At 67.0% G+C, this 18,198-nt stretch carries 20 protein-coding genes and 4 tRNA genes; 15 read left to right on the forward strand and 9 right to left on the reverse strand.

Going from position 1 to position 18,198, the window contains the following annotated elements:
• Positions 1-12: 12 nt before the first annotated feature.
• The 8 genes from ACSFA7_RS17930 to ACSFA7_RS17965 form a co-directional block, all read right to left on the reverse strand.
• Positions 13-2,412, reverse strand: coding sequence for a TonB-dependent siderophore receptor (locus ACSFA7_RS17930; protein WP_435500628.1), 2,400 nt, complete (start codon positions 2,410-2,412; stop codon positions 13-15).
• Entirely contained in the window at positions 2,409-3,440 is a 1,032-nt protein-coding gene (locus tag ACSFA7_RS17935) for a FecR family protein (RefSeq protein WP_435500629.1), read from the reverse strand. Before ACSFA7_RS17935 ends, ACSFA7_RS17930 begins: the two co-directional genes overlap by 4 nt.
• A complete protein-coding gene (locus ACSFA7_RS17940) occupies positions 3,437-3,937 on the reverse strand; it encodes a sigma-70 family RNA polymerase sigma factor (RefSeq protein ID WP_435500791.1) in 501 nt (166 codons plus the stop codon). The genes ACSFA7_RS17935 and ACSFA7_RS17940 overlap by 4 nt, the downstream gene beginning before the upstream one ends.
• Before the next feature lie 77 nt (positions 3,938-4,014).
• Positions 4,015-4,326, reverse strand: coding sequence for a hypothetical protein (locus ACSFA7_RS17945; protein ID WP_435500630.1), 312 nt, complete (start codon positions 4,324-4,326; stop codon positions 4,015-4,017).
• Positions 4,326-4,919 carry an ATP-binding protein gene (locus tag ACSFA7_RS17950; protein WP_435500631.1) on the reverse strand — a complete coding sequence of 198 codons (594 nt, stop codon included), beginning with the start codon at positions 4,917-4,919 and terminating at the stop codon, positions 4,326-4,328. Before ACSFA7_RS17950 ends, ACSFA7_RS17945 begins: the two co-directional genes overlap by 1 nt.
• A 109-nt stretch (positions 4,920-5,028) precedes the next feature.
• Complete coding sequence (locus tag ACSFA7_RS17955; protein ID WP_435500632.1) at positions 5,029-5,766, reverse strand: SGNH/GDSL hydrolase family protein; 738 nt, start codon at positions 5,764-5,766, stop codon at positions 5,029-5,031.
• A 43-nt stretch (positions 5,767-5,809) separates the two neighbouring features.
• The gene (locus ACSFA7_RS17960) at positions 5,810-6,142 is read right to left on the reverse strand and encodes a hypothetical protein (protein ID WP_435500633.1); all 333 of its coding nucleotides are present in this window, start codon (positions 6,140-6,142) and stop codon (positions 5,810-5,812) included.
• Positions 6,143-6,272: 130 nt separating this feature from the next.
• Positions 6,273-7,250, reverse strand: coding sequence for a Bug family tripartite tricarboxylate transporter substrate binding protein (locus ACSFA7_RS17965; RefSeq protein WP_435500634.1), 978 nt, complete (start codon positions 7,248-7,250; stop codon positions 6,273-6,275).
• A 226-nt stretch (positions 7,251-7,476) separates the two neighbouring features.
• Here ACSFA7_RS17965 and gph point away from each other — a divergent pair, with 226 nt between their 5' ends.
• A complete protein-coding gene (gene gph / locus ACSFA7_RS17970) occupies positions 7,477-8,115 on the forward strand; it encodes a phosphoglycolate phosphatase (protein WP_435500792.1) in 639 nt (212 codons plus the stop codon).
• 11 nt (positions 8,116-8,126) lie between these two features.
• Here gph and ACSFA7_RS17975 read toward each other — a convergent pair whose 3' ends face one another.
• The gene (locus ACSFA7_RS17975) at positions 8,127-8,729 is read right to left on the reverse strand and encodes a chalcone isomerase family protein (RefSeq protein WP_435500635.1); all 603 of its coding nucleotides are present in this window, start codon (positions 8,727-8,729) and stop codon (positions 8,127-8,129) included.
• Positions 8,730-9,062: 333 nt separating this feature from the next.
• Here ACSFA7_RS17975 and trpE point away from each other — a divergent pair, with 333 nt between their 5' ends.
• The 14 genes from trpE to secE all read left to right on the forward strand — a co-directional run bounded on the left by trpE (position 9,063) and on the right by secE (position 18,195).
• Entirely contained in the window at positions 9,063-10,565 is a 1,503-nt protein-coding gene (trpE, locus tag ACSFA7_RS17980; RefSeq protein ID WP_435500636.1) for an anthranilate synthase component I, read from the forward strand.
• Positions 10,562-10,954, forward strand: coding sequence for a GxxExxY protein (locus ACSFA7_RS17985; protein WP_435500637.1), 393 nt, complete (start codon positions 10,562-10,564; stop codon positions 10,952-10,954). Before trpE ends, ACSFA7_RS17985 begins: the two co-directional genes overlap by 4 nt.
• Positions 10,951-11,535 (forward strand): aminodeoxychorismate/anthranilate synthase component II, encoded by a 585-nt coding sequence (locus tag ACSFA7_RS17990; protein ID WP_435500638.1) that lies wholly within the window; start codon positions 10,951-10,953, stop codon positions 11,533-11,535. The genes ACSFA7_RS17985 and ACSFA7_RS17990 overlap by 4 nt, the downstream gene beginning before the upstream one ends.
• A gap of 6 nt (positions 11,536-11,541) precedes the next feature.
• Positions 11,542-12,600: a low-specificity L-threonine aldolase gene (ltaE, locus tag ACSFA7_RS17995; RefSeq protein WP_435500639.1), complete on the forward strand. Its 1,059-nt coding sequence runs from the start codon at positions 11,542-11,544 to the stop codon at positions 12,598-12,600.
• Positions 12,601-12,616: 16 nt separating this feature from the next.
• Positions 12,617-13,279, forward strand: coding sequence for a LysE family translocator (locus ACSFA7_RS18000; protein WP_435500640.1), 663 nt, complete (start codon positions 12,617-12,619; stop codon positions 13,277-13,279).
• Positions 13,280-13,307: 28 nt separating this feature from the next.
• The gene (gene trpD / locus ACSFA7_RS18005) at positions 13,308-14,330 is read left to right on the forward strand and encodes an anthranilate phosphoribosyltransferase (protein WP_435500641.1); all 1,023 of its coding nucleotides are present in this window, start codon (positions 13,308-13,310) and stop codon (positions 14,328-14,330) included.
• Positions 14,331-14,359: 29 nt separating this feature from the next.
• Entirely contained in the window at positions 14,360-15,160 is an 801-nt protein-coding gene (trpC, locus tag ACSFA7_RS18010; RefSeq protein WP_435500642.1) for an indole-3-glycerol phosphate synthase TrpC, read from the forward strand.
• Complete coding sequence (locus ACSFA7_RS18015) at positions 15,157-15,864, forward strand: uracil-DNA glycosylase (RefSeq protein WP_435500643.1); 708 nt, start codon at positions 15,157-15,159, stop codon at positions 15,862-15,864. Before trpC ends, ACSFA7_RS18015 begins: the two co-directional genes overlap by 4 nt.
• A 107-nt stretch (positions 15,865-15,971) precedes the next feature.
• A tRNA-Tyr gene (locus ACSFA7_RS18020) sits at positions 15,972-16,057 on the forward strand.
• 65 nt (positions 16,058-16,122) lie between these two features.
• Positions 16,123-16,196: transfer RNA gene (locus ACSFA7_RS18025), tRNA-Gly, on the forward strand.
• Between the two features lie 40 nt (positions 16,197-16,236).
• Positions 16,237-16,311, forward strand: a tRNA-Thr gene (locus ACSFA7_RS18030).
• A gap of 73 nt (positions 16,312-16,384) precedes the next feature.
• Positions 16,385-17,578 carry an elongation factor Tu gene (gene tuf, locus ACSFA7_RS18035; RefSeq protein WP_012745744.1) on the forward strand — a complete coding sequence of 398 codons (1,194 nt, stop codon included), beginning with the start codon at positions 16,385-16,387 and terminating at the stop codon, positions 17,576-17,578.
• 21 nt (positions 17,579-17,599) lie between these two features.
• Positions 17,600-17,675 (forward strand) — tRNA-Trp (locus ACSFA7_RS18040).
• Positions 17,676-17,811: 136 nt separating this feature from the next.
• Positions 17,812-18,195, forward strand: a complete 384-nt coding sequence (secE, locus tag ACSFA7_RS18045; RefSeq protein ID WP_007831049.1) for a preprotein translocase subunit SecE — start codon at positions 17,812-17,814, stop codon at positions 18,193-18,195.
• The last annotated feature ends 3 nt before the right edge of the window (positions 18,196-18,198 follow it).

Genomic DNA, 18,198 nt, shown 5'->3' on the forward strand with positions numbered 1-18,198 from the left:
GAGGTGCGCCCGCTACCAGCGGTAGGTGGCCTTCGCCTGCAGCGTGCGCCCCTGCCCGAAGAACTGGCCGAGGCCCGACACGTAGCGCCGGTCGGTGAGGTTGGTGGCGTTCAGCGCGAAGCTGTAGGGGCCGCGGTCGTAGCGCAGGGCTGCATCGACCAGCGTGTAGGCCGGGTTGAAGGCCGTGTTGGCCGCATCGGCCGGCACCTTGTCGACATAGCGCACGCCGCCGCCGATGCTCCAGCCCTGCAGCTCGGGGTTGGCGAAGCGGTAGTCGAGCCAGAGGGCTGCCGTCCTGCGTGCGGTGCGGGGAGGTTGCTTGCCCAGTTCCAGGGAGTTCCGGCTGTTGGTGATCTTGGCATCGAGCACGGTGAAGCTGGCCACCATCTTGAGCTGCCGCGTGAGCGACGCCCGCGCCTCGAACTCGGGGCCGCGCGTGCGGATCTCGCCCGTCTGCGTCGTGAAACCCAACAGGTTCGGGTCGGAGGTCGTGACGTTGTTCTTCTGCAGGTCGAAGGCCGACAGCGTGAAGAGCGCGTCCATGCCGGGGGGGCGGTACTTCAGGCCCAGTTCGAACTGCCGGCCCAGTTCCGGCTTGAAGAACGTGCCGTCGAGGTTCGATCCCGGCACGGGGGTGAAGGAGGTCGAATAGCTCGCGTAGGGCGCCAGGCCCCCCTCGGTGAGGTAGAGCACGCTTGCGTTGTAGGTCGTCTTCTTGTTCTCGGGCCTGGTGGGCTCCAGCGCATAGCTCGGGCCGAGGCTGTTGTTCACGCGGTCGCGGCGCACGGCGAGGCCCACGGACCAGGGACCCGAACGGATCTGGTCCTGCAGGTACATGCCGAACTGCCGCGTCCAGTCGCGTGTCGAAGGGGTTCTGAACGCAGACGTATGGGCGCTCGCCGCCGCGGAGCTGCGATAGACCGGTGCGAAGGCATCGATCGGTGGTGCGGGCGCCGCGGCACTTTCCTTCTCGCTCGAAAAGCGCTGGTAGTCCAGGCCCAGCAGCAAGGTGTGCGCGAGCGGCCCGGTGCGAAAGCGTCCCTCGATCTGGTTGTCGATCGATGCGATGCGGATCCCGTCGCGCCAGAGCATCAGGCTGCGGTCGAGCGTGCGCAGGTCGCTGCGAAAGCCCGTGCCGGAGATCTGCAGGTAGTCGAGGTTGAGCGCCGAATAGCGCGCGTTCTGGCGGAAGGTCCAGTTGTCGTCGATGCGGTGCGACAGCAGGTAGGTGAGCGAGTAGGTCTCGCGGTCGTAGTGGTCCAGGCCGGGCTCGCCGATGAAGCGGTTCACCGGGATCTGGCCGTTGGGGTTGGGCGTGAGCAGGGCGTACTGCGGCCATGCGCTCTTGGGCGTCATGCGGTCGCGCGTGGCATCGGCCAGCAGCGTGACGGTGGTGCGCGATGTGGGCTTCCAGGCCAGTGCCGGCGCTATGAAGAGGCGGTCGTCGCGCCCGAAGTCGGTCTGGCTGCCGCTGTTGCGCAGCACGCCGTTGAGCCGGTAGAGCAGGGTGCCGTCGGCATTGAGTGCGCCGCCGAGGTCGAAGCTGCCCTGGTAGCGGTCGTGGTTGCCCACCGACAGGCTCACCTCGCGTACCGCATCCGCCGTCGGGCGCTTGGACACCATGTTGATCACGCCGCCGGGCGCGGTCTGGTCATAGAGCGCGGCGCTCGGCCCGCGCAGCAGCTCCACGCGCTCCAGCGCCTGCGGCTCGGCGAGCCATCCCGTGTAGATGCTCGAGGTGATGAGCTTGAAGCCGTCGAGGAATTCGCCGGGCGCGAAGCCGCGCACCGTGAGCGAGGAAAAGCGCAGGTCGTACCCGTTCACCTCGGTCAGAACGCCGGCCGAGTAGCGCAGCGACTGCTCGGCGGTCTGCACCGCCTGGTCTTCCATCTGCGCGCGCGTGACGACGGTGACCGAGCGCGGCGTCTGGATCAGCGGCGTGTCGGTCTTGGTCGCGGTGGCGCTGCGCTGGGCGACGTAGCCGTCGACCTGGCCGTCCGCGCGCTCGGCCTCGGCGGTGACCACGACCGCGGGCAGCTGTTCACGGGGGGCGGGCGGCGGCGCGGTCATCGACGGCTGTATCAGGTAGGCGCCGCCGCTGCTTCGCACGGCTTCCAGCCCGTGCGAAGCCAGCAATTCGGCCAGTCCCTCGGCGACCGTGCGACTGCCCGTGAGCGCCGGCGCAGCGCGGCCGCGTACCCGCGCAGGGTCGAAGGACAGCGTGATGCCGGCTTGCCGCGCGAACGCGTTGAGCGCGTCTTCCAGCGAGCCGGCCGGCACCTCGTAGCCCTGGCGCGCGGGCTCGGCCGCGTCCGCCCACGCGCGGCCGGCAGGCGCGGCCAGGCCCAGCGCGATGCCGACGGGCAGCAGCGCGTGAATCAGGGTTCGGCGGGCCGCGCGAATCCGGCTCAACGTCTCGAGACAGTCAATGCGCCGTCCGCTCCACGTTCGAGTTTCACCGGCAGCGTGCGCACCAGCGCATCGAGCGCGCGGCCGACCGGGTCGGGTCCGCCGAGCTGGAACACGCCGGACACGCGAAGCGCCGCCACGTCCTCGTTGCAGCGCAGCGGTGCATCGCGGTAGCGCGCCAGCTCGGCCACGAAGGCATCCAGGCGCATCTGCCGGGCCACGATGGTGCCGTCGGTCCAGGCATCGGCCTCGAAGCTGCGGTCCACGATGCGCTGCGGCGCGGTGGCGTCGCCGCGGATGAGGTAGCCGTCGCCGGCCTGCGCCACGACCTGCGGCGCGTCGCCGGCATGGATGGCGACGCGGCCTTCGGTGAGCGAGAGCCGGGTCTCGCCGTCTTGCTGGCGCACGCCGAAGCGCGTGCCGAGCGCCTCGAAGCGCGCCTGCGGCGCATGCACCCAGAAGGCACGCTTGCCGAACATCGCGCCCCCATCGCCGCCGGTGCGCACGAAGAGCTCGCCGCGGCGCAGCACGATCAGGCGTCGGAGCGGCGAGAAGATCACCTGCACCTCGGAGCCGGTGTTGAGGTTCAGCTCGGTGCCGTCCGCCAGCGTCACGCGCCGGCGCTCGCCGACGGCGGTGGCGTAGTCGGTGCGCTGCAGCCAGGGCGCCTCGCGCCAGACCAGGAGGCCGAGCACGCCGCCGGTGAGGGCCAGCCCCATCACGCCGAGGGCGCTGCGCCGGCTCTGGGTGCGGGCCCGCGTCGCGGCCTGGAGCGCGCCATGTGCCAGTGCACCGCCCGCACCCGCCGAACCACCCACGGCCGGCACCTGGCGGAAGGCGTCTTCCACCGCCTGTACCTGCTGCCAGGCCTCTTCGTGCGAAGGGTGCGCGGCGCGCCATGCGCCGCAGGCATCGTGCACGCCGGCGTCGGCGCTGCCCGAGCCGAGGCGCACCGCCCAGGTGATGGCCTGGTCGAGCAGGGCCTGCGGGCTCTGGCCGCTGGCAATGGGGTCGAGGAAGGCCGATTTCATTTCAAGGCGAGGCAGTGGCGGATCGCGCTTGCCATGTATTTCTCGACGGAGCTCAGGCTCACACCCAGCCGCTCGGCGATCTCGTTGTAGTTCAGACCGTCCAGCCGCGAGAGCAGGAAAGCGCTGCGCGCCTTCGCCGGCAGGCCGTCGAGCATGGCGTCGATGCGCACCAGCGCCTCGATCAACATCAGCTGCGTTTCGGGCGAGGGCGCCTGCTGCTCGGGCAGGCTCGCGATGGCATCCAGGCAGGCACGCTCGAGCGTGCGGCGGCGCACGTGGTCGACCACCAGGCCGTGGGCGATGGTGGTGAGCCATGCCCGCGGCTCGCGCACCTCGTCCAGCTCGCGCGGCCGGCCCAGCACGCGCATGAAGGTGTCCTGCGCGAGGTCGGCCGCATCGAAGGCATTGCCGAGCTTGCGGCGCAGCCAACCCAGCAGCCATCCATGGTGTTCGCCATAGAGGGTTTCGACACGGGAGGGAGGCACGCGGTCCGGCATGGAGGGGTGGGTGTGCAAGTCGTTCGAGAACGGAGCGAGGCTTGCGAGCATGAATTTATCTCACTCGAGTAACGGATTTAAACAATGATCGCGCGCCGCTTGCCGGTGCGGTGCTGGCGCGCGCTGGCGGCCGGGGCAGCCGCGGGATTGGGGGCGATGCAACGCGCGCCGCGGGAAGCCGCGTCGGTGCCGCTGCCGCGCAGGATGGGCGCGAGCGTGGAACGGTCGGTGCCGCTTGCCGGCTGTTCGCAGGCGCTGAGGCCCAGCGAGAGCGCGAATCCGGCCGCCGCGCAGCCGATGCAAAGCCCGCCGGTCAGTCGCGACAGGGCCAACCATGAGGGCGAAAAGGCGTTGTGTTGCCGCATGGGCAGGGACAGCGTGCCGTGCATCACAGGAGCCCGGATGCACGCATCCCATAGCGGCCCTGCAGCGGAAACCGCAGGGTGAGGCAGTTGTCTCCCAGCGGCGAGGGCGCGGTGTAGAGACGCGCGCCGTGCCGGCTCACGATCGCCCGGCAGGCCTGGATGCGGTCGTCCGCTGCGCTGCCGGGCCGGCTGAACGCCGCGGCGAGGTGGGGCGTCCCGTCGCCGCTGTCGCACCAGTTGACCACCGCATGCCCGCCGTCGACGCGGGCCAGCACGTGCAGCGTCGTGTCCGGCTGCAGCACCTCGGTGGCCACGCCGACGATGTTCCCGATGAGCGCGTGCAACTCGTTGGGGATTGCGGACACCAGCAGCGGATCGTCCGGAACGAACAGATTGAAGTCGATGCCCAGGCGCGCCAGCACCGGTCCCTGGGCCTGCGACATCGCGCGCAGCGGCTGCCTGAGATCGACGCTTTCGCGTGCGGCGGCGAGGGCGGGCTTCTTCCGTCCGTCGGCCGGCGGAGGCGCTGCGGCAGGGCGCGATCCGCTCATCTTGCGCGCCAGCCAGGCGGCGCCCAGGGCGAAACGGGATGCGGTAACGAGGCCGAGGGTGCTCATGGGGGCTCCGGGCTGGTTGAGGGGTGAACAGGGCTTTGGGTGAACTTCGATGACTTGCCGAACGGGACCGCCAAAACCCGCAATCGGCGGGGTGCGTGCCTGAAGGAAGTCAGTGCATGCACTCGGGTGCCGCCTTGTCGAGCAAGGAGACAAGGCGCGCCACGAGGCGCTCGCTGTAGATCGGGCCCGGGTGCAGCATGTCCGCCAGCTCGTCCGGCGAGAAGGCCACGGAACCCCAGTCGGCGAACAGGGCGCCGGTCTCGTCGGCGATCCGCCGGGCCATGCCGTCGTAGAAATCCCGCCCGCGCACGGGCTGCGGCTGCCGCGTGAGCCCGGTGATGACCGGCGTGCGGCCCGCCGCCTGGACATGCGCGACCATGCTGCGCAGCGGCGCCTCGTAGGGATAGCCGAGCTGCCCGTCGTTGATGCCGTGCTCCAGCACCACGAAACGGGTGGTGATCGGCGTGGCCGCGAAGCTGGGCTCGCGCTGGATCGCCGCGGTGCCCGCCACCGCGTTGTCGATCACCGTGTAGGCGGGGCGCATGCGCTTGAGCACGGCGGCGGGTGGTTCGGGGAGGCGCTGGTCGTGGCCGTAGGCGCCGTGCAGGATCGAGTCGCCCTCGAGCGTGACGGAGCAGTCGCGCGGACCGGGCAGCGCCGCCTCGGCGGGGTTCCTGGCGAGCAGTGGAGCGGGCGATGTGGCCGTGCCGCCCCCGCCGCCCCCGCCGCCCCCGCCGCTGCCGCTGCCGCCGCAGGCGACGACCAGCGCGCTGGCCGGAAGGATCGCCAGGGCGATCCGGGACAGGCGGCGGCAAGCCGCCCGCAGGCGTGCGAGAAGAAAGATCAAGTCGGTCTCCGTTCTGGGAAAGGGTGCGGGCCAGGCGGCTGCTTCAGGGCGGCGGCTCTTGTGCCGGCTCTTGCGGCGGACCCTCGACGGGTTTCGTCTCGGCGATCAGCATCGCGAGGATCACCACGTGCAGGAGGACGACGAAGGCGGCCGAGCCCAGCATCAGCCAGCGGTCCCACTCGCCGCGCATCGCGGCGTCGAAGCGGTCGAGGCCGAAGAAGTACCAGCCCGCGAGGGCCGCGATCGGCATGGCGAGGGTCAGGCCGATCCAGAACGCCTGGGACAGCGCGAACCGGGCGCCGCGCCGGACGGTGTCGTGCGAAGGGCGCAGGCCGGGCGCGAGGCAACTGGCGTGGGAGGTGGGGTCTGGCGGCATGGCAGGTGTTTCAGGTGATTGCCTGTCTGCCGAACGGGACCGCCGGAACCCGCAATGCGGGGCCGGAAAAAATCAATGGCGCACGAGATTGCCGCGCGCGCCGCGCCGCCGATGACGGCAAACCCAGGGGCTATTCAAGCGAGATGTTGTTGTCCTTGACCACCTTGGCCCAGCGCTTGGACTCGGCTTCGATGACCTTGGAGAAATCTGCCGGTGAGCCGCCCACCGGAATCAGCCCGAACTCGCTCAGGTACTGCCGGTATTCGCCCGACTCCGCGATGCGGCGCGACACCGCGCCGATCTGGTCGACGACCGATTGCGGCGTGCCCTTGAGCGCAAAGACACCGTGCCATGAGTCGCCTTCGAAGCCGGGAAAACTCTCCGCCACCGTCGGCACATGGGCCAGCGAGTCGAGCCTGCGAACGCTGGACACGGCCAGGGGCCGGACCTTGCCGGCCTTGATGTAGGGCAGCACGTCGGCGATGGGCGAGAACGCAACGTCCACCCTGCCGCCGATCAGGTCGGTCAGGCCGCCGTCGCGATAGGGAATGTGGTTCAGCGCCAGCCCCGCGCTGTTGGCGAAATAGGCCATCGACATGTGGGGCACGGTGCCCATGCCGTAGGACGCGTAGCTCACTTGGCCGGGCCTCGATTTGGCCGCCTTGATGAGGTCGGCCAGCGTCTTGTAGGGCGACTCCGTCGGCACCGAAACCACGAGCGGGATGGACAGCATGCGCGTGACCGGCACCAGGTCCTGCGGCTGGTAGGGCAGCTTCTTGTATGCGAAGGGATTGATCGTGACCGTGCCGCTGGCCGTGTAGAGCAGCGTGTAGCCGTCCGCGGGCGAAGCGACGGCCGCCTGCGTACCGACGATGGTCGATGCGCCGGCCCGGTTTTCCACGATCACCGGCTGCTGCAGTTGCTTGCTCACCCGGTCGCCCCAGTAGCGCGCCATCACATCGGGCGCGGTGCCCGCGGGGAACGGCACCACCAGCCGGATGGCCTTGGTGGGGTAGCGGTCCTGCGCGTGCGCAGAAGCGAGGGCGACCAGGCCGAGCAAGGCGGCGGTCGCGGCTGATCGCAGGCGAGTGGCTGGGGTGCGGTGCATGCTTGTCTCCGTTTTTGTGAATCGACGCGAGCGATTGCATCGTCTATCCCGTACGACGCCAAGCTTGGACGCGGGAAACACTTTTTCAGTGCGCGGGGGTGGCGTATGAAAATCAACGTGCTCGGCACCGTCTATTCGCAACTCTCTCCATTGGCTTGTCTTGAACTCTTCCACCCACTTCAACCCCACCCGCTTCGACGCCGCCATCGTCGACCTCGACGGCACCATGGTCGACACGCTCGGCGATTTCGGCGAGGCCCTGAACCGCATGCTGCGCGACCTCGACCTGCCGCCCGCTGCGCCTGCCGCCATCGAGTTGATGGTGGGCAAGGGCTCCGAGCACCTGATCCATTCGGCACTGGTGCATGTGATGACACCTGCCGGCGCTGCCGATGAAGCGGGGGTTCAAGCCAAGGCCCATGCGCTCTTCGATCGCGCCTGGGAGCGCTACCAGCACCACTACCTCGCGATCAACGGCCAGTATTCGGCGGTGTATCCGGGCGTGATCGAGGGACTGGATGCGTTGCGCGCGCGGGGCCTCCGGCTGGCTTGCCTCACCAACAAGCCGACCTCGTTCGCGAAGCCGCTGCTGGCTGCGAAGGGGCTGGACGGCTTCTTCGAACTGGTGTTCGGCGGCGATGCCTTCGAGCGCAAGAAGCCCGATCCGCTGCCGCTTCTGAAGACCTGCGAGGCGCTGGGCACCCTGCCGGCGCGCACGCTGATGGTCGGGGACTCGAGCAACGACGCCCGCGCGGCCCGGGCCGCCGGCTGCCCGGTCGTGCTCGTGACCTACGGCTACAACCACGGCGAGCCGGTGCGCGGCGTGGATGCGGACGGGTTCGTGGATTCGCTGGCCGATCTCTGACGGCCAGGAGGCTAGGACGACTTGCCGAGCAGCGCGTCCTTGAGCTTCCAGTCGGCCGGGCTCGGGCCGAGCCAGATGCGCAAGAGCGCGTTGAAAAAGGCCGGCTCCTTCACCGGATCGGGCTGCGGCACGCCGCGCACGGTGATCACCGTGCCGGTGCCCGGCAGCCAGTCGATGGTGAAGGTGTCGCCCGTCTTGAGCTGCTTCTGGTCCGCGAACATCTGGCCCATGCGCAGCAGGCCCGGGATCAGGTTCACCATTTCGCTCTTGGGCGAGTTCTCTTCCACGCCCTTGGTGAAAAGTTTGCCGAGTTCGTTGGCATCGATGTCGCGCAACATCGTGATGGCCACGCGCTTGGGGCCGGGCGCGGCCAGTGCTTCTTCGGTGGTGGAGACCTTCTTGCCGACGTAGAGGCCGGCCGTGTAGACCTTGAAGATCGCCTTGTAGCGAACGCCCGCGCCGTTGAGCTGCAGGGGCGTGCCGCGCAGGTCGAGGTGGTCTTCCAGCTTGACGCCCGCAACATCGACCTGCGCGGCGGAGGCGCCGAGCGCCGTCGTCAGGCAGGCCAGCACGGCGAGACGCGAGAGCGCGGTGGGGATCGAGAGTGCGAGCAAGTGAGCCTCCTTGAATTTGCGAACGGTCGTGCGAATGTATCTTTTTGTGTTACCTGCTCGCCCTCGGGGGAACCCTGAAACCGGCCTTGTTGTGCAGTAGTGCGTTTTTCGTGGGCTAAACTCGCGCTTCCATGTTCGTTCATCACATCATTCAAACAGGTGAAGGCAGCCGGGGAGCCTGGCCCTGGCGTAGCCATACTTCGCTGACTGTTTGATTGCACGGCGCACGCCGTGCGCCCGCGGCGCCGGATCGATCCCCTCGACTCCGGGCCACCAGTGAATGACCTTGCCACCGACCGAAGGAGCGTCGGCCGGCAACTGGAGAACGAATCCGTGATCACCGAACTTGAATTCAAGAGCCTCAGCGCCCAGGGCTACAACCGCATCCCGCTGATGGCCGAGGCCTTTGCCGACCTCGAAACGCCTCTTTCCCTCTACCTCAAGCTCGCCCATTCGCAGGGCGGCGGCAAGCACAGCTTCCTGCTCGAATCGGTCGTGGGTGGCGAGCGCTTCGGGCGCTACAGCTTCATTGGTCTGCCCGCACGTACGCTGCTGCGCGCCAGTGGTTTCGGGGCCGATGCAGTGACCGAAGTGGTGACCGACGGCCAGGTCGTCGAGACCGCCGCCGGCAACCCGCTGGATTTCATCGCGGAGTACCAGAAGCGCTTCAAGGTCGCGCTCCGGCCGGGCCTTCCGCGTTTCTGCGGCGGCCTAGCCGGCTATTTCGGCTACGACACTGTGCGCCACATCGAGCGCAAGCTCGAAAAAAGCTGCCCGCCCGACACGCTCGGCTGCCCCGACATCCTGCTGCTGCAGTGCGAAGAGCTCGCCGTCATCGACAACCTCTCGGGCAAGCTCTACCTGATCGTCTACGCCGACCCGAAGCAGCCCGAGGCCTATGCCAATGGCAAGCGGCGCCTGCGCGAACTCAAGGAGAAGCTCAAGTACTCGGTGAGCGCGCCCATCGTGAAGCCCACGCAGGCGCATCCGCCCCAGCGCAGCTTTGCCAAGGCCGACTACATCGCGGCGGTGGAACGGGCCAAGGAAATGATCGCCGCCGGCGACTTCATGCAGGTGCAGGTGGGTCAGCGCATCAGCAAGCGCTACACCGAGTCGCCGCTGTCGTTGTACCGCGCGCTGCGGTCGCTCAACCCCTCGCCCTACATGTATTACTACGACCTGGGCGATTTCCACGTGGTCGGCGCGTCGCCCGAGATCCTGGTGCGCCAGGAAAACACAGGCGAGGGCGAGCAGAAGATCACCATCCGCCCGCTGGCCGGCACGCGTCCGCGCGGTGCCTCGCTCGAGCTGGACAAGGCGGCCGAGGAAGAGCTCATCAACGACCCGAAGGAGCGCGCCGAGCACGTCATGCTGATCGACCTCGCGCGCAACGACATCGGCCGCATCGCCAAGACCGGTACCGTGAAGGTGACCGAGGCCTTCGCGGTGGAGCGCTACAGCCACGTGATGCACATCGTGAGCAACGTCGAAGGCACGCTCAAGGACGGCATGACCGCCATCGACGTGCTCAAGGCGACGTTCCCCGCTGGCACGCTGACCGGTGCGCCCAAGGTGCATGCGATGGAGCTGATCGACCAACTCGAGCCCACCAAGCGCGGCCTCTACGGCGGCGCCTGCGGCTACATCAGCTATGCGGGCGACATGGATGTGGCGATCGCGATCCGCACCGGCATCGTGAAGGACCAGATGCTGCACGTGCAGGCCGCGGCCGGCGTGGTGGCCGACTCGGTGCCCGAGCTGGAATGGAAAGAAACAGAGGCCAAGGCGCGCGCACTCCTGCGTGCGGCCGAACTGGTCGAGGAAGGCCTGGAATGAGCACCGCACCCGAAATTCAGAACGACTTTTCGCACGAGATCATCGGCGCCGCCGTCGAAGTGCAGCGCGTGCTCGGCACGGGGCTCGACGAGGGCGCCTATGCCGCCGCGCTGGCCATCGAACTGGCCGAGCGCGAGATCGGCTTCACACGCGACGTGGCGCTGTCGGCCACCTACAAGGGCCGCTCGCTCGGCGAGGTGTACCGCGCGGGTTTCGTGATCGAGCAGTCGGTCATCGTCGAGCTCAAGGCGGTCGACGTGCTGACCGACCTGCACCGCGCGCAGGTGCTCGCGGCGCTGCGCCTCTCGGGCCTCAAGCTGGGCCTTCTGATCAACTTCAACGTCTTTCCCGTGGTGAAGGGCGTGCACCGGATTGTGAGCAAGCCATGAAACTGCTGATGATCGACAACTACGATTCGTTCACCTACAACATCGTCCAGTACTTCGGCGAGCTGGGTGCGGATGTGCAGGTGCATCGCAACGACGAGATCACCGTCGCGCAGATCGGCGAGCTGATCGCCTCGGGCGTGACGCGGCTCGTGGTGTCGCCAGGGCCTTGTTCACCGGCGGAGGCGGGTGTTTCGGTGGCCGCCATCGAGGCCTTCGCGGGCAAGCTGCCGATTCTTGGCGTGTGCCTCGGCCACCAGGCCATCGGCGCGGCGTTCGGCGGCAAGATCATTCGGGCGCAGCAGCTGATGCACGGTAAGACCAGCGAGATCACGACGACGCAAGAAGGCGTGTTCGCGGGGCTGCCCGAGAAGTTCATCGTCAACCGGTACCACTCGCTCTCGATCGAGCGCGAGAGCTGCCCGAAAGCATTGGCTGTCACCGCCTGGACCGACGACGGCGAGATCATGGGCGTGCGGCACACCGGATACGCGCACGACGTGCGCATCGAAGGCGTGCAGTTCCATCCCGAATCGATCCTCACCGAGCACGGCCACGCCATGCTCAAGAACTTCCTGGACTAAGCCACCATGACAGACCGCACCTCCATCGCCGACCTGCGCAGCGACACCGTCACCCAACCCACGCCCGCGATGCGCGAGGCCATGATGGCCGCGCCGCTCGGCGACGACGTCTTCGGCACCGATCCGAGCGTGAATGCGCTGCAGGAAAAGATCGCCGCGCTGCTGGGCTTCGAGGCGGCGCTGTTCGTGCCGACCGGCACGCAGAGCAATCTCTGCGCGATCCTGTCGCACTGCGGTCGCGGCGACGAATACATCGTCGGCCAGCAGGCGCATTGCTACCGCTGGGAAGGCGGCGGCGCGGCGGTGTTCGGCAGCGTGCAGCCGCAGCCGCTCGACCATGCGCCCGACGGCACGCTGCCGCTCGCGCAGATCGAAGCGTCCATCAAGCCCGACGATGCACACTTCGCGCGCACGAAGTTGCTGGCGCTGGAGAACACGCTGGGTGGCAAGCTGCTGCCGTTCGAGTACGTGCAGGCTGCGACCGATCTCGCGAAGAGCAAGGGGTTGCAGCGGCATCTGGATGGCGCGCGCCTCTTCAACGCGGCGACCGCGCAGGCCGCGCTGAACAATCGCAGCGACATCCGCGCCGAAGCCCGTCGCATCGCGCAATGCTTCGACAGCGTCTCGGTCTGCTTCAGCAAGGGCCTGGGCGCACCCATCGGCTCGGCGCTGGTCGGTTCGCGCGAGTTCATCGCGCGGGCGCACCGCATCCGCAAGATGGCGGGCGGCGGCATGCGCCAGGCCGGCCTGCTTGCTGCAGCGGCATCGCATGCGCTCGACCACCACGTCGATCGCCTGGCCGACGACCACGCGCTGGCCCGGCGCCTCGCGCAGGGGCTCGAAGGCATCGAAGGCCTTGCAGTCGAAGCGCCGCACACGAACATCGTGTTCGTCGACCTCCAAGGTGCGGCGCAGGCGCGTTCGTCGGAACTGCTCGCGAGCCTCAACAGCCAGGGCATCCTCGCGACGGGCCTCTACCGCCTGCGCTTCGTGACGCACCTGGATGTCGACGCCGCGGGCGTGGACCGGGCCGTGGCCGCGATCCGCACGTTCTTCAAATCCTGAGCCTGGCGAGGACGCGATGCCTGATCTTCCCCATCTGCTCGCCTTCATCGCCGCCGGCTGGCTGCTGAACCTCACGCCGGGCCCCGACGTGCTCTACGTCGTGACGAACTCGTTGCGCTCGGGCGTGCGCGCCGGCATCGTGGCGGGGCTCGGCATCACTGCCGGCTGCTTCGTCCACATCTTCGCGGCGGCGGTCGGTGTCGGCACGTTGATGGCCACGTCCGCGGCGGCCTTCACGGTGCTCAAGTACATCGGGGCGGCCTACCTGCTGTACCTCGGCGTGCGCATGGTGCTGTCGCGCGCGGCGCCGCCCACCGATCTCGACAAGGCCGCCGCCGCAGTGGGCGGGGAGCGCAGCCTCAAGGCGATCTTCCTCGGCGGCTTCTGGACGAACGTGCTCAACCCCAAGGTGGCGTTGTTCTTCCTGGCCTTCGTGCCGCAGTTCATCGCACCCGGCGCGGACGACAAGGCCCTGTACTTCGTGCTGCTGGGCGTGCTGTTCAACCTCAACGCCATCCCCGTGAACGTGGGGTGGGCCGTGGCGGCGGGCTGGATGGCGCGCCGCGGCGCGGTGCAGAAGGGCATGCACTGGCTGGACCGCGCCGCCGGCGTTCTCTTCATCGGCTTCGGCCTCAAGCTCGCGTTCACCGATGCGCCGGCCGTTCGCGCCGGTCACTGACCACAGACAAACACCCAGGAGACTTCCCATGATCACTCCCCAGGAAGCGCTGCAGCGCACCATCGAGCACCGCGAGGTCTTCCACGACGAGATGCTGCACATCGTGCGGCTCATCATGAGCGGCGAATGCTCGCCCGTGATGATGGCCGCGCTGATCACCGGCCTGCGCGTGAAGAAGGAAACCATCGGCGAGATCACCGCCGCCGCGCAGGTGATGCGCGAGGTCTCGACCAAGGTGCCCGTGGCCGACACCACGAACCTCGTGGACATCGTGGGCACCGGTGGCGACGGCTCGCACACCTTCAACATCTCGACCTGCTCGATGTTCGTCGCGGCCGCGGGCGGCGCAAAGGTCAGCAAGCACGGCGGGCGCAGCGTGTCGAGCAAGTCGGGCAGTGCCGATGTGCTGGAGTCGCTGGGCATCAACATCAACCTGAAGCCCGAGCAGATCGCGCGCTCCATCGAGCAGTGCGGCATCGGCTTCATGTTCGCGCCCAACCACCATCCGGCGATGAAGAACGTCGCCCCGGTGCGCAAGGAGTTGGGCATCAAGACGATCTTCAACATCCTCGGGCCGCTGACCAACCCCGCGGGCGCGCCGAACATCCTGATGGGCGTGTTTCACGCCGACCTCGTGGGCATCCAGGTGCGCGCGCTGCAGCGCCTGGGCACCGAGCACGCGCTCGTGGTCTACGGGCGCGACGGCATGGACGAAATTTCGCTGGGCGCCGCCACGCTGGTGGGCGAGCTCAAGAACGGCGAGATCCGGGAGTACGAGCTGCACCCCGAGGACTTCGGCTTCGCGATGTCGAGCAACCGCGCGCTGCGTGTGGAAACGCCCGAACAGTCGAAGGCGATGCTGCTGGGGGTGCTCGACAATCAGGCCGGCCCGGCGCTGGACATCGTGCTGCTGAACGCAGGCGCGGCGCTGTACGCGGCGAACGTGGTCGATTCGGTGGCCGCGGGCGTCGAACGTTCGCGCGCCGTCATCGCATCGGGTGCGGCCAAGGCCAAGCTGGCCGAGCTGGTCAAGGCCTCCGCCACCGTCTGAGCCTCAGAGAAAAGAAAGCATCACAAGCCATGTCCGACATCCTCGACAAGATCGTTGCCGTCAAGCGCCAGGAAGTGGCGGCTGCGCTGAAGCGTGCGCCGCTCGAAGCCGTCCGCTTCGACGCTGAGAGCCGTGTGCTCACGCGCGATTTCGAAGCCGCTTTGCGCGCCAAGATCGCCGCGGGCCAGGCCGCCGTGATCGCCGAAGTCAAGAAGGCCAGCCCGAGCAAGGGCGTGCTGCGCGAAGACTTCATTCCGGCGGACATTGCCCAGAGCTATGCGGAGGGTGATGGCAAGGTCAGCGCGGCGTGCCTCTCGGTGCTGACGGACAAGCAGTTCTTCCAGGGCGGCGTCGACTATCTCAAGCAGGCCCGCGCCTCGTGCGACCTGCCGGTGCTGCGCAAGGACTTCATCGTCGATGCGTACCAGGTGTACGAGTCGCGCGCGATGGGTGCAGATGCGATTTTGCTGATCGCCGCGTGCCTGGACGATGCGCAGATGAAGGACTATGAAGCCATCGCGCGCGGGCTCGGCATGGCGGTGCTGGTGGAGGTGCACGATGCGGCCGAACTCGATCGTGCGCTGAAGCTCAAGACGTCGCTCATCGGGGTCAACAACCGCAATCTGCGCAACTTCGAGGTGTCGATCCAGGCCACGATCGACCTGCTGCCGAAGCTGCCGGCCGATCGGCTGGTGGTGACCGAATCGGGCATCGCCACGCGCGAAGACGTTGCCGCGCTGCGCGCAGCGGGCGTCAATGCCTTCCTGGTCGGCGAGGCGTTCATGCGCGCCAAGGAACCCGGCGAGGCCCTCGCTGCGTTGTTCCAATGAGCGCGCAGGATCAGCTGTCGAGCAGCGATCCTGCCGACTGGGCGGTGGCGCCGGGTTGGCAGCCGTTGGTCGATGACTTTTTCGGAGGCGTCGTGGGGCAGAAGCTGCAGGGTTTTCTGCGCGAGCGCCTCGATGCAGGCGCCGTGGTCTTTCCGCCCCAGCCGCTGCGTGCGCTGGAGCTGACGCCGCCCGAAGACGTGCGCGTGGTCATCCTGGGCCAGGACCCGTACCACGGGCGTGGCCAGGCCGAGGGGCTTGCGTTCTCGGTGGCGCCCGGCGTGGCGTTGCCGCCGTCGCTGCGCAACATCTTCAAGGAGCTGCAGCGCGATCTTGGCACGCCGCCGCCGCAGTTTCCCAATCCGGGCGGCAGCCTGGTGAAGTGGGCGACCCATGGCGTGCTGCTGCTCAACACCTGCCTCACCGTCGAAGAAGCCCAGCCAGCGAGCCATTCGGGGCGGGGCTGGGAGGTGCTGACGGATGCCGTCATCCGACATGTATCGGACGGCGCGAAACCTGTTGTTTTTATGCTCTGGGGCTCGCACGCGCAGAGTAAGCGTGCGTTGATCGACGTTAAGCGCCACAAGGTGCTGATGTCGAATCATCCGTCGCCACTTTCGGCCTTGCGCCCACCCGTTCCGTTCATCGGATGCGGGCATTTCGGTGAAGCGCGTGCCTGGCGGGAGGCGCACCAGGGAGGCGGCTGAATTCGCGGATAATCGCCGCGGTCAACGCCTCGTGCAGTTCTTCCGCTTCTTCTTGGTGCTGGGAGTTCTGGGTAGTCACAAAACCGTGCTATATTTCGAGGTTCGCCGGAGAGGTGGCCGAGTGGTTAATGGCAGCAGACTGTAAATCTGCCCTCTTACGAGTACGCTGGTTCGAATCCAGCCCTCTCCACCAGCGATGAATTTGGTTTCTAAGAGCGATTGGATCTAGCGCTTTGGGTGCCTTGAAGTGCCCCCGATGCGGGAGTAGTTCAATGGTAGAACCCCAGCCTTCCAAGCTGATGACGCGGGTTCGATTCCCGTCTCCCGCTCCAGAGACCCGGTTCGACGCCGGAAGCGATTGGTTAGACAAAAGCCCTTTTGGCTCAGTGGTAGAGCACTCCCTTGGTAAGGGAGAGGTCGCGGGTCCGATTCCCGCAAAGGGCACCAGTTTCTGGGGGTTGCAACGGCAGGTTTGCAACCCATCTGCATACGTTGAAATCGTTTTTTTCGGAGTCGAAAAATGGCAAAAGGTAAATTCACCCGCACCAAGCCGCACGTGAACGTGGGCACGATCGGTCACGTTGACCACGGCAAGACGACGCTGACGGCTGCAATCGCAACCGTTCTGTCGGCCAAGTTCGGCGGCGAAGCCAAGGCTTACGACCAGATCGACGCAGCGCCCGAAGAAAAGGCCCGCGGCATCACGATCAACACCGCACACGTCGAGTACGAGACGGCCAACCGCCACTACGCTCACGTGGACTGCCCTGGCCACGCCGACTATGTGAAGAACATGATCACCGGCGCCGCTCAAATGGACGGCGCCATCCTGGTGTGCTCGGCTGCTGACGGCCCGATGCCCCAGACCCGTGAACACATCCTGCTGGCTCGCCAGGTGGGCGTGGGCTACATCATCGTTTTCCTGAACAAGTGCGACATGGTCGACGACGCCGAGCTGCTCGAGCTGGTCGAAATGGAAGTGCGCGAGCTCTTGGACAAGTACGAATTCCCTGGCGACGACACCCCGATCATTCATGGTTCGGCCAAGCTCGCCCTGGAAGGCGACAAGGGCAAGCTGGGCGAAGAAGCCATCATGAAGCTGGCTGAAGCGCTGGACACCTACATCCCGACGCCTGAGCGCGCCGTGGACGGTACGTTCCTGATGCCCGTCGAAGACGTGTTCTCGATCTCGGGTCGCGGCACCGTGGTGACCGGCGCCGTCGAGCGTGGCGTGATCAAGGTCGGCGAGGAAATCGAGATCGTCGGCATTCGCCCGACCGTCAAGACCACCTGCACCGGCGTGGAAATGTTCCGCAAGCTCCTGGACCAGGGTCAAGCTGGCGACAACGTCGGCGTGCTGCTGCGCGGTACCAAGCGCGAAGAAGTCGAGCGCGGCCAAGTGCTGTGCAAGCCCGGCTCGATCAAGCCGCACACGCACTTCACCGCCGAGGTGTATGTGCTGTCCAAGGACGAAGGTGGCCGTCACACGCCGTTCTTCAACAACTACCGTCCGCAGTTCTACTTCCGCACGACGGACGTGACCGGCGCGATCGAGCTGCCCAAGGACAAGGAAATGGTCATGCCTGGCGACAACGTCAGCATCACCGTCAAGCTGATCAACCCGATCGCGATGGAAGAAGGCCTGCGCTTCGCCATCCGTGAAGGCGGCCGTACCGTGGGTTCGGGCGTCGTGGCAAAGATCCTCGACATCTAAGCCGAGCGAAAAGAGTACCGGAGGGGTATAGCTCAATTGGCAGAGCGTCGGTCTCCAAAACCGAAGGTTGTAGGTTCGATTCCTACTGCCCCTGCCACCTAGGTGGCACTCCGAAAAAAGCCCGTCGTTGACCCGATGGGAGGCAGAAAAAGCCCATCGTGACCCGATGGGCTTCGGCGTCTCAAGAGACGCATTGAATTGAAGGTCGAAAGACCACAGGAAATCAGCCAAACATGGCCACTTCTCAAATCGAAACCGTGAGCACGGGCGCCGACAAGGCCAAATTGGCCGCCGCCGTGGTGCTGGCAGTGGGCGCCATCGTGGCGTTCTATCTGCTGTCGCGCCAAGGCTCGCTGGTGCAATGGGCTGCGCTGCTGGTCGGCCTGGCCGCGGCCGTGGGTGCTTTCGGCAGCTCTGAGAATGGTCGTCAGTTGTGGGCCTTTGGCCGCGACTCGTGGCGCGAGGTCAAGAAGGTCGTCTGGCCGACCCGCAAGGAAGCGATGCAGATGACGGCCTATGTGTTCGCCTTCGTGGCGATCATGTCCGTCTTCCTCTGGCTCACCGACAAGACGCTCGAATGGGTGTTTTTCGACCTCATTCTGGGCTGGAGAAAATAAGAA

The organism is Variovorax trehalosi (assembly GCF_051216415.1).
In the GTDB taxonomy this organism is placed as follows: Bacteria; Pseudomonadota; Gammaproteobacteria; order Burkholderiales; family Burkholderiaceae_C; genus Variovorax.

Bases quoted from the DNA above. Each gene is read 5' to 3' on its own strand.
- ACSFA7_RS17935 (WP_435500629.1), bottom strand. From the start codon at position 3,440: ATGAAATCGGCCTTCCTCGACCCCATTGCCAGCGGCCAGAGCCCGCAG.
- ACSFA7_RS17940 (WP_435500791.1), bottom strand. From the start codon at position 3,937: ATGCCGGACCGCGTGCCTCCCTCCCGTGTCGAAACCCTCTATGGCGAA.
- ACSFA7_RS17945 (WP_435500630.1), bottom strand. From the start codon at position 4,326: ATGCACGGCACGCTGTCCCTGCCCATGCGGCAACACAACGCCTTTTCG.
- ACSFA7_RS17950 (WP_435500631.1), bottom strand. From the start codon at position 4,919: ATGAGCACCCTCGGCCTCGTTACCGCATCCCGTTTCGCCCTGGGCGCC.
- ACSFA7_RS17960 (WP_435500633.1), bottom strand. From the start codon at position 6,142: ATGCCGCCAGACCCCACCTCCCACGCCAGTTGCCTCGCGCCCGGCCTG.
- ACSFA7_RS17965 (WP_435500634.1), bottom strand. From the start codon at position 7,250: ATGCACCGCACCCCAGCCACTCGCCTGCGATCAGCCGCGACCGCCGCC.
- gph (WP_435500792.1), top strand. From the start codon at position 7,477: ATGGTCGACACGCTCGGCGATTTCGGCGAGGCCCTGAACCGCATGCTG.
- ACSFA7_RS17985 (WP_435500637.1), top strand. From the start codon at position 10,562: ATGAGCACCGCACCCGAAATTCAGAACGACTTTTCGCACGAGATCATC.
- ACSFA7_RS17990 (WP_435500638.1), top strand. From the start codon at position 10,951: ATGAAACTGCTGATGATCGACAACTACGATTCGTTCACCTACAACATC.
- ltaE (WP_435500639.1), top strand. From the start codon at position 11,542: ATGACAGACCGCACCTCCATCGCCGACCTGCGCAGCGACACCGTCACC.
- ACSFA7_RS18000 (WP_435500640.1), top strand. From the start codon at position 12,617: ATGCCTGATCTTCCCCATCTGCTCGCCTTCATCGCCGCCGGCTGGCTG.
- trpD (WP_435500641.1), top strand. From the start codon at position 13,308: ATGATCACTCCCCAGGAAGCGCTGCAGCGCACCATCGAGCACCGCGAG.
- trpC (WP_435500642.1), top strand. From the start codon at position 14,360: ATGTCCGACATCCTCGACAAGATCGTTGCCGTCAAGCGCCAGGAAGTG.
- ACSFA7_RS18015 (WP_435500643.1), top strand. From the start codon at position 15,157: ATGAGCGCGCAGGATCAGCTGTCGAGCAGCGATCCTGCCGACTGGGCG.
- tuf (WP_012745744.1), top strand. From the start codon at position 16,385: ATGGCAAAAGGTAAATTCACCCGCACCAAGCCGCACGTGAACGTGGGC.
- secE (WP_007831049.1), top strand. From the start codon at position 17,812: ATGGCCACTTCTCAAATCGAAACCGTGAGCACGGGCGCCGACAAGGCC.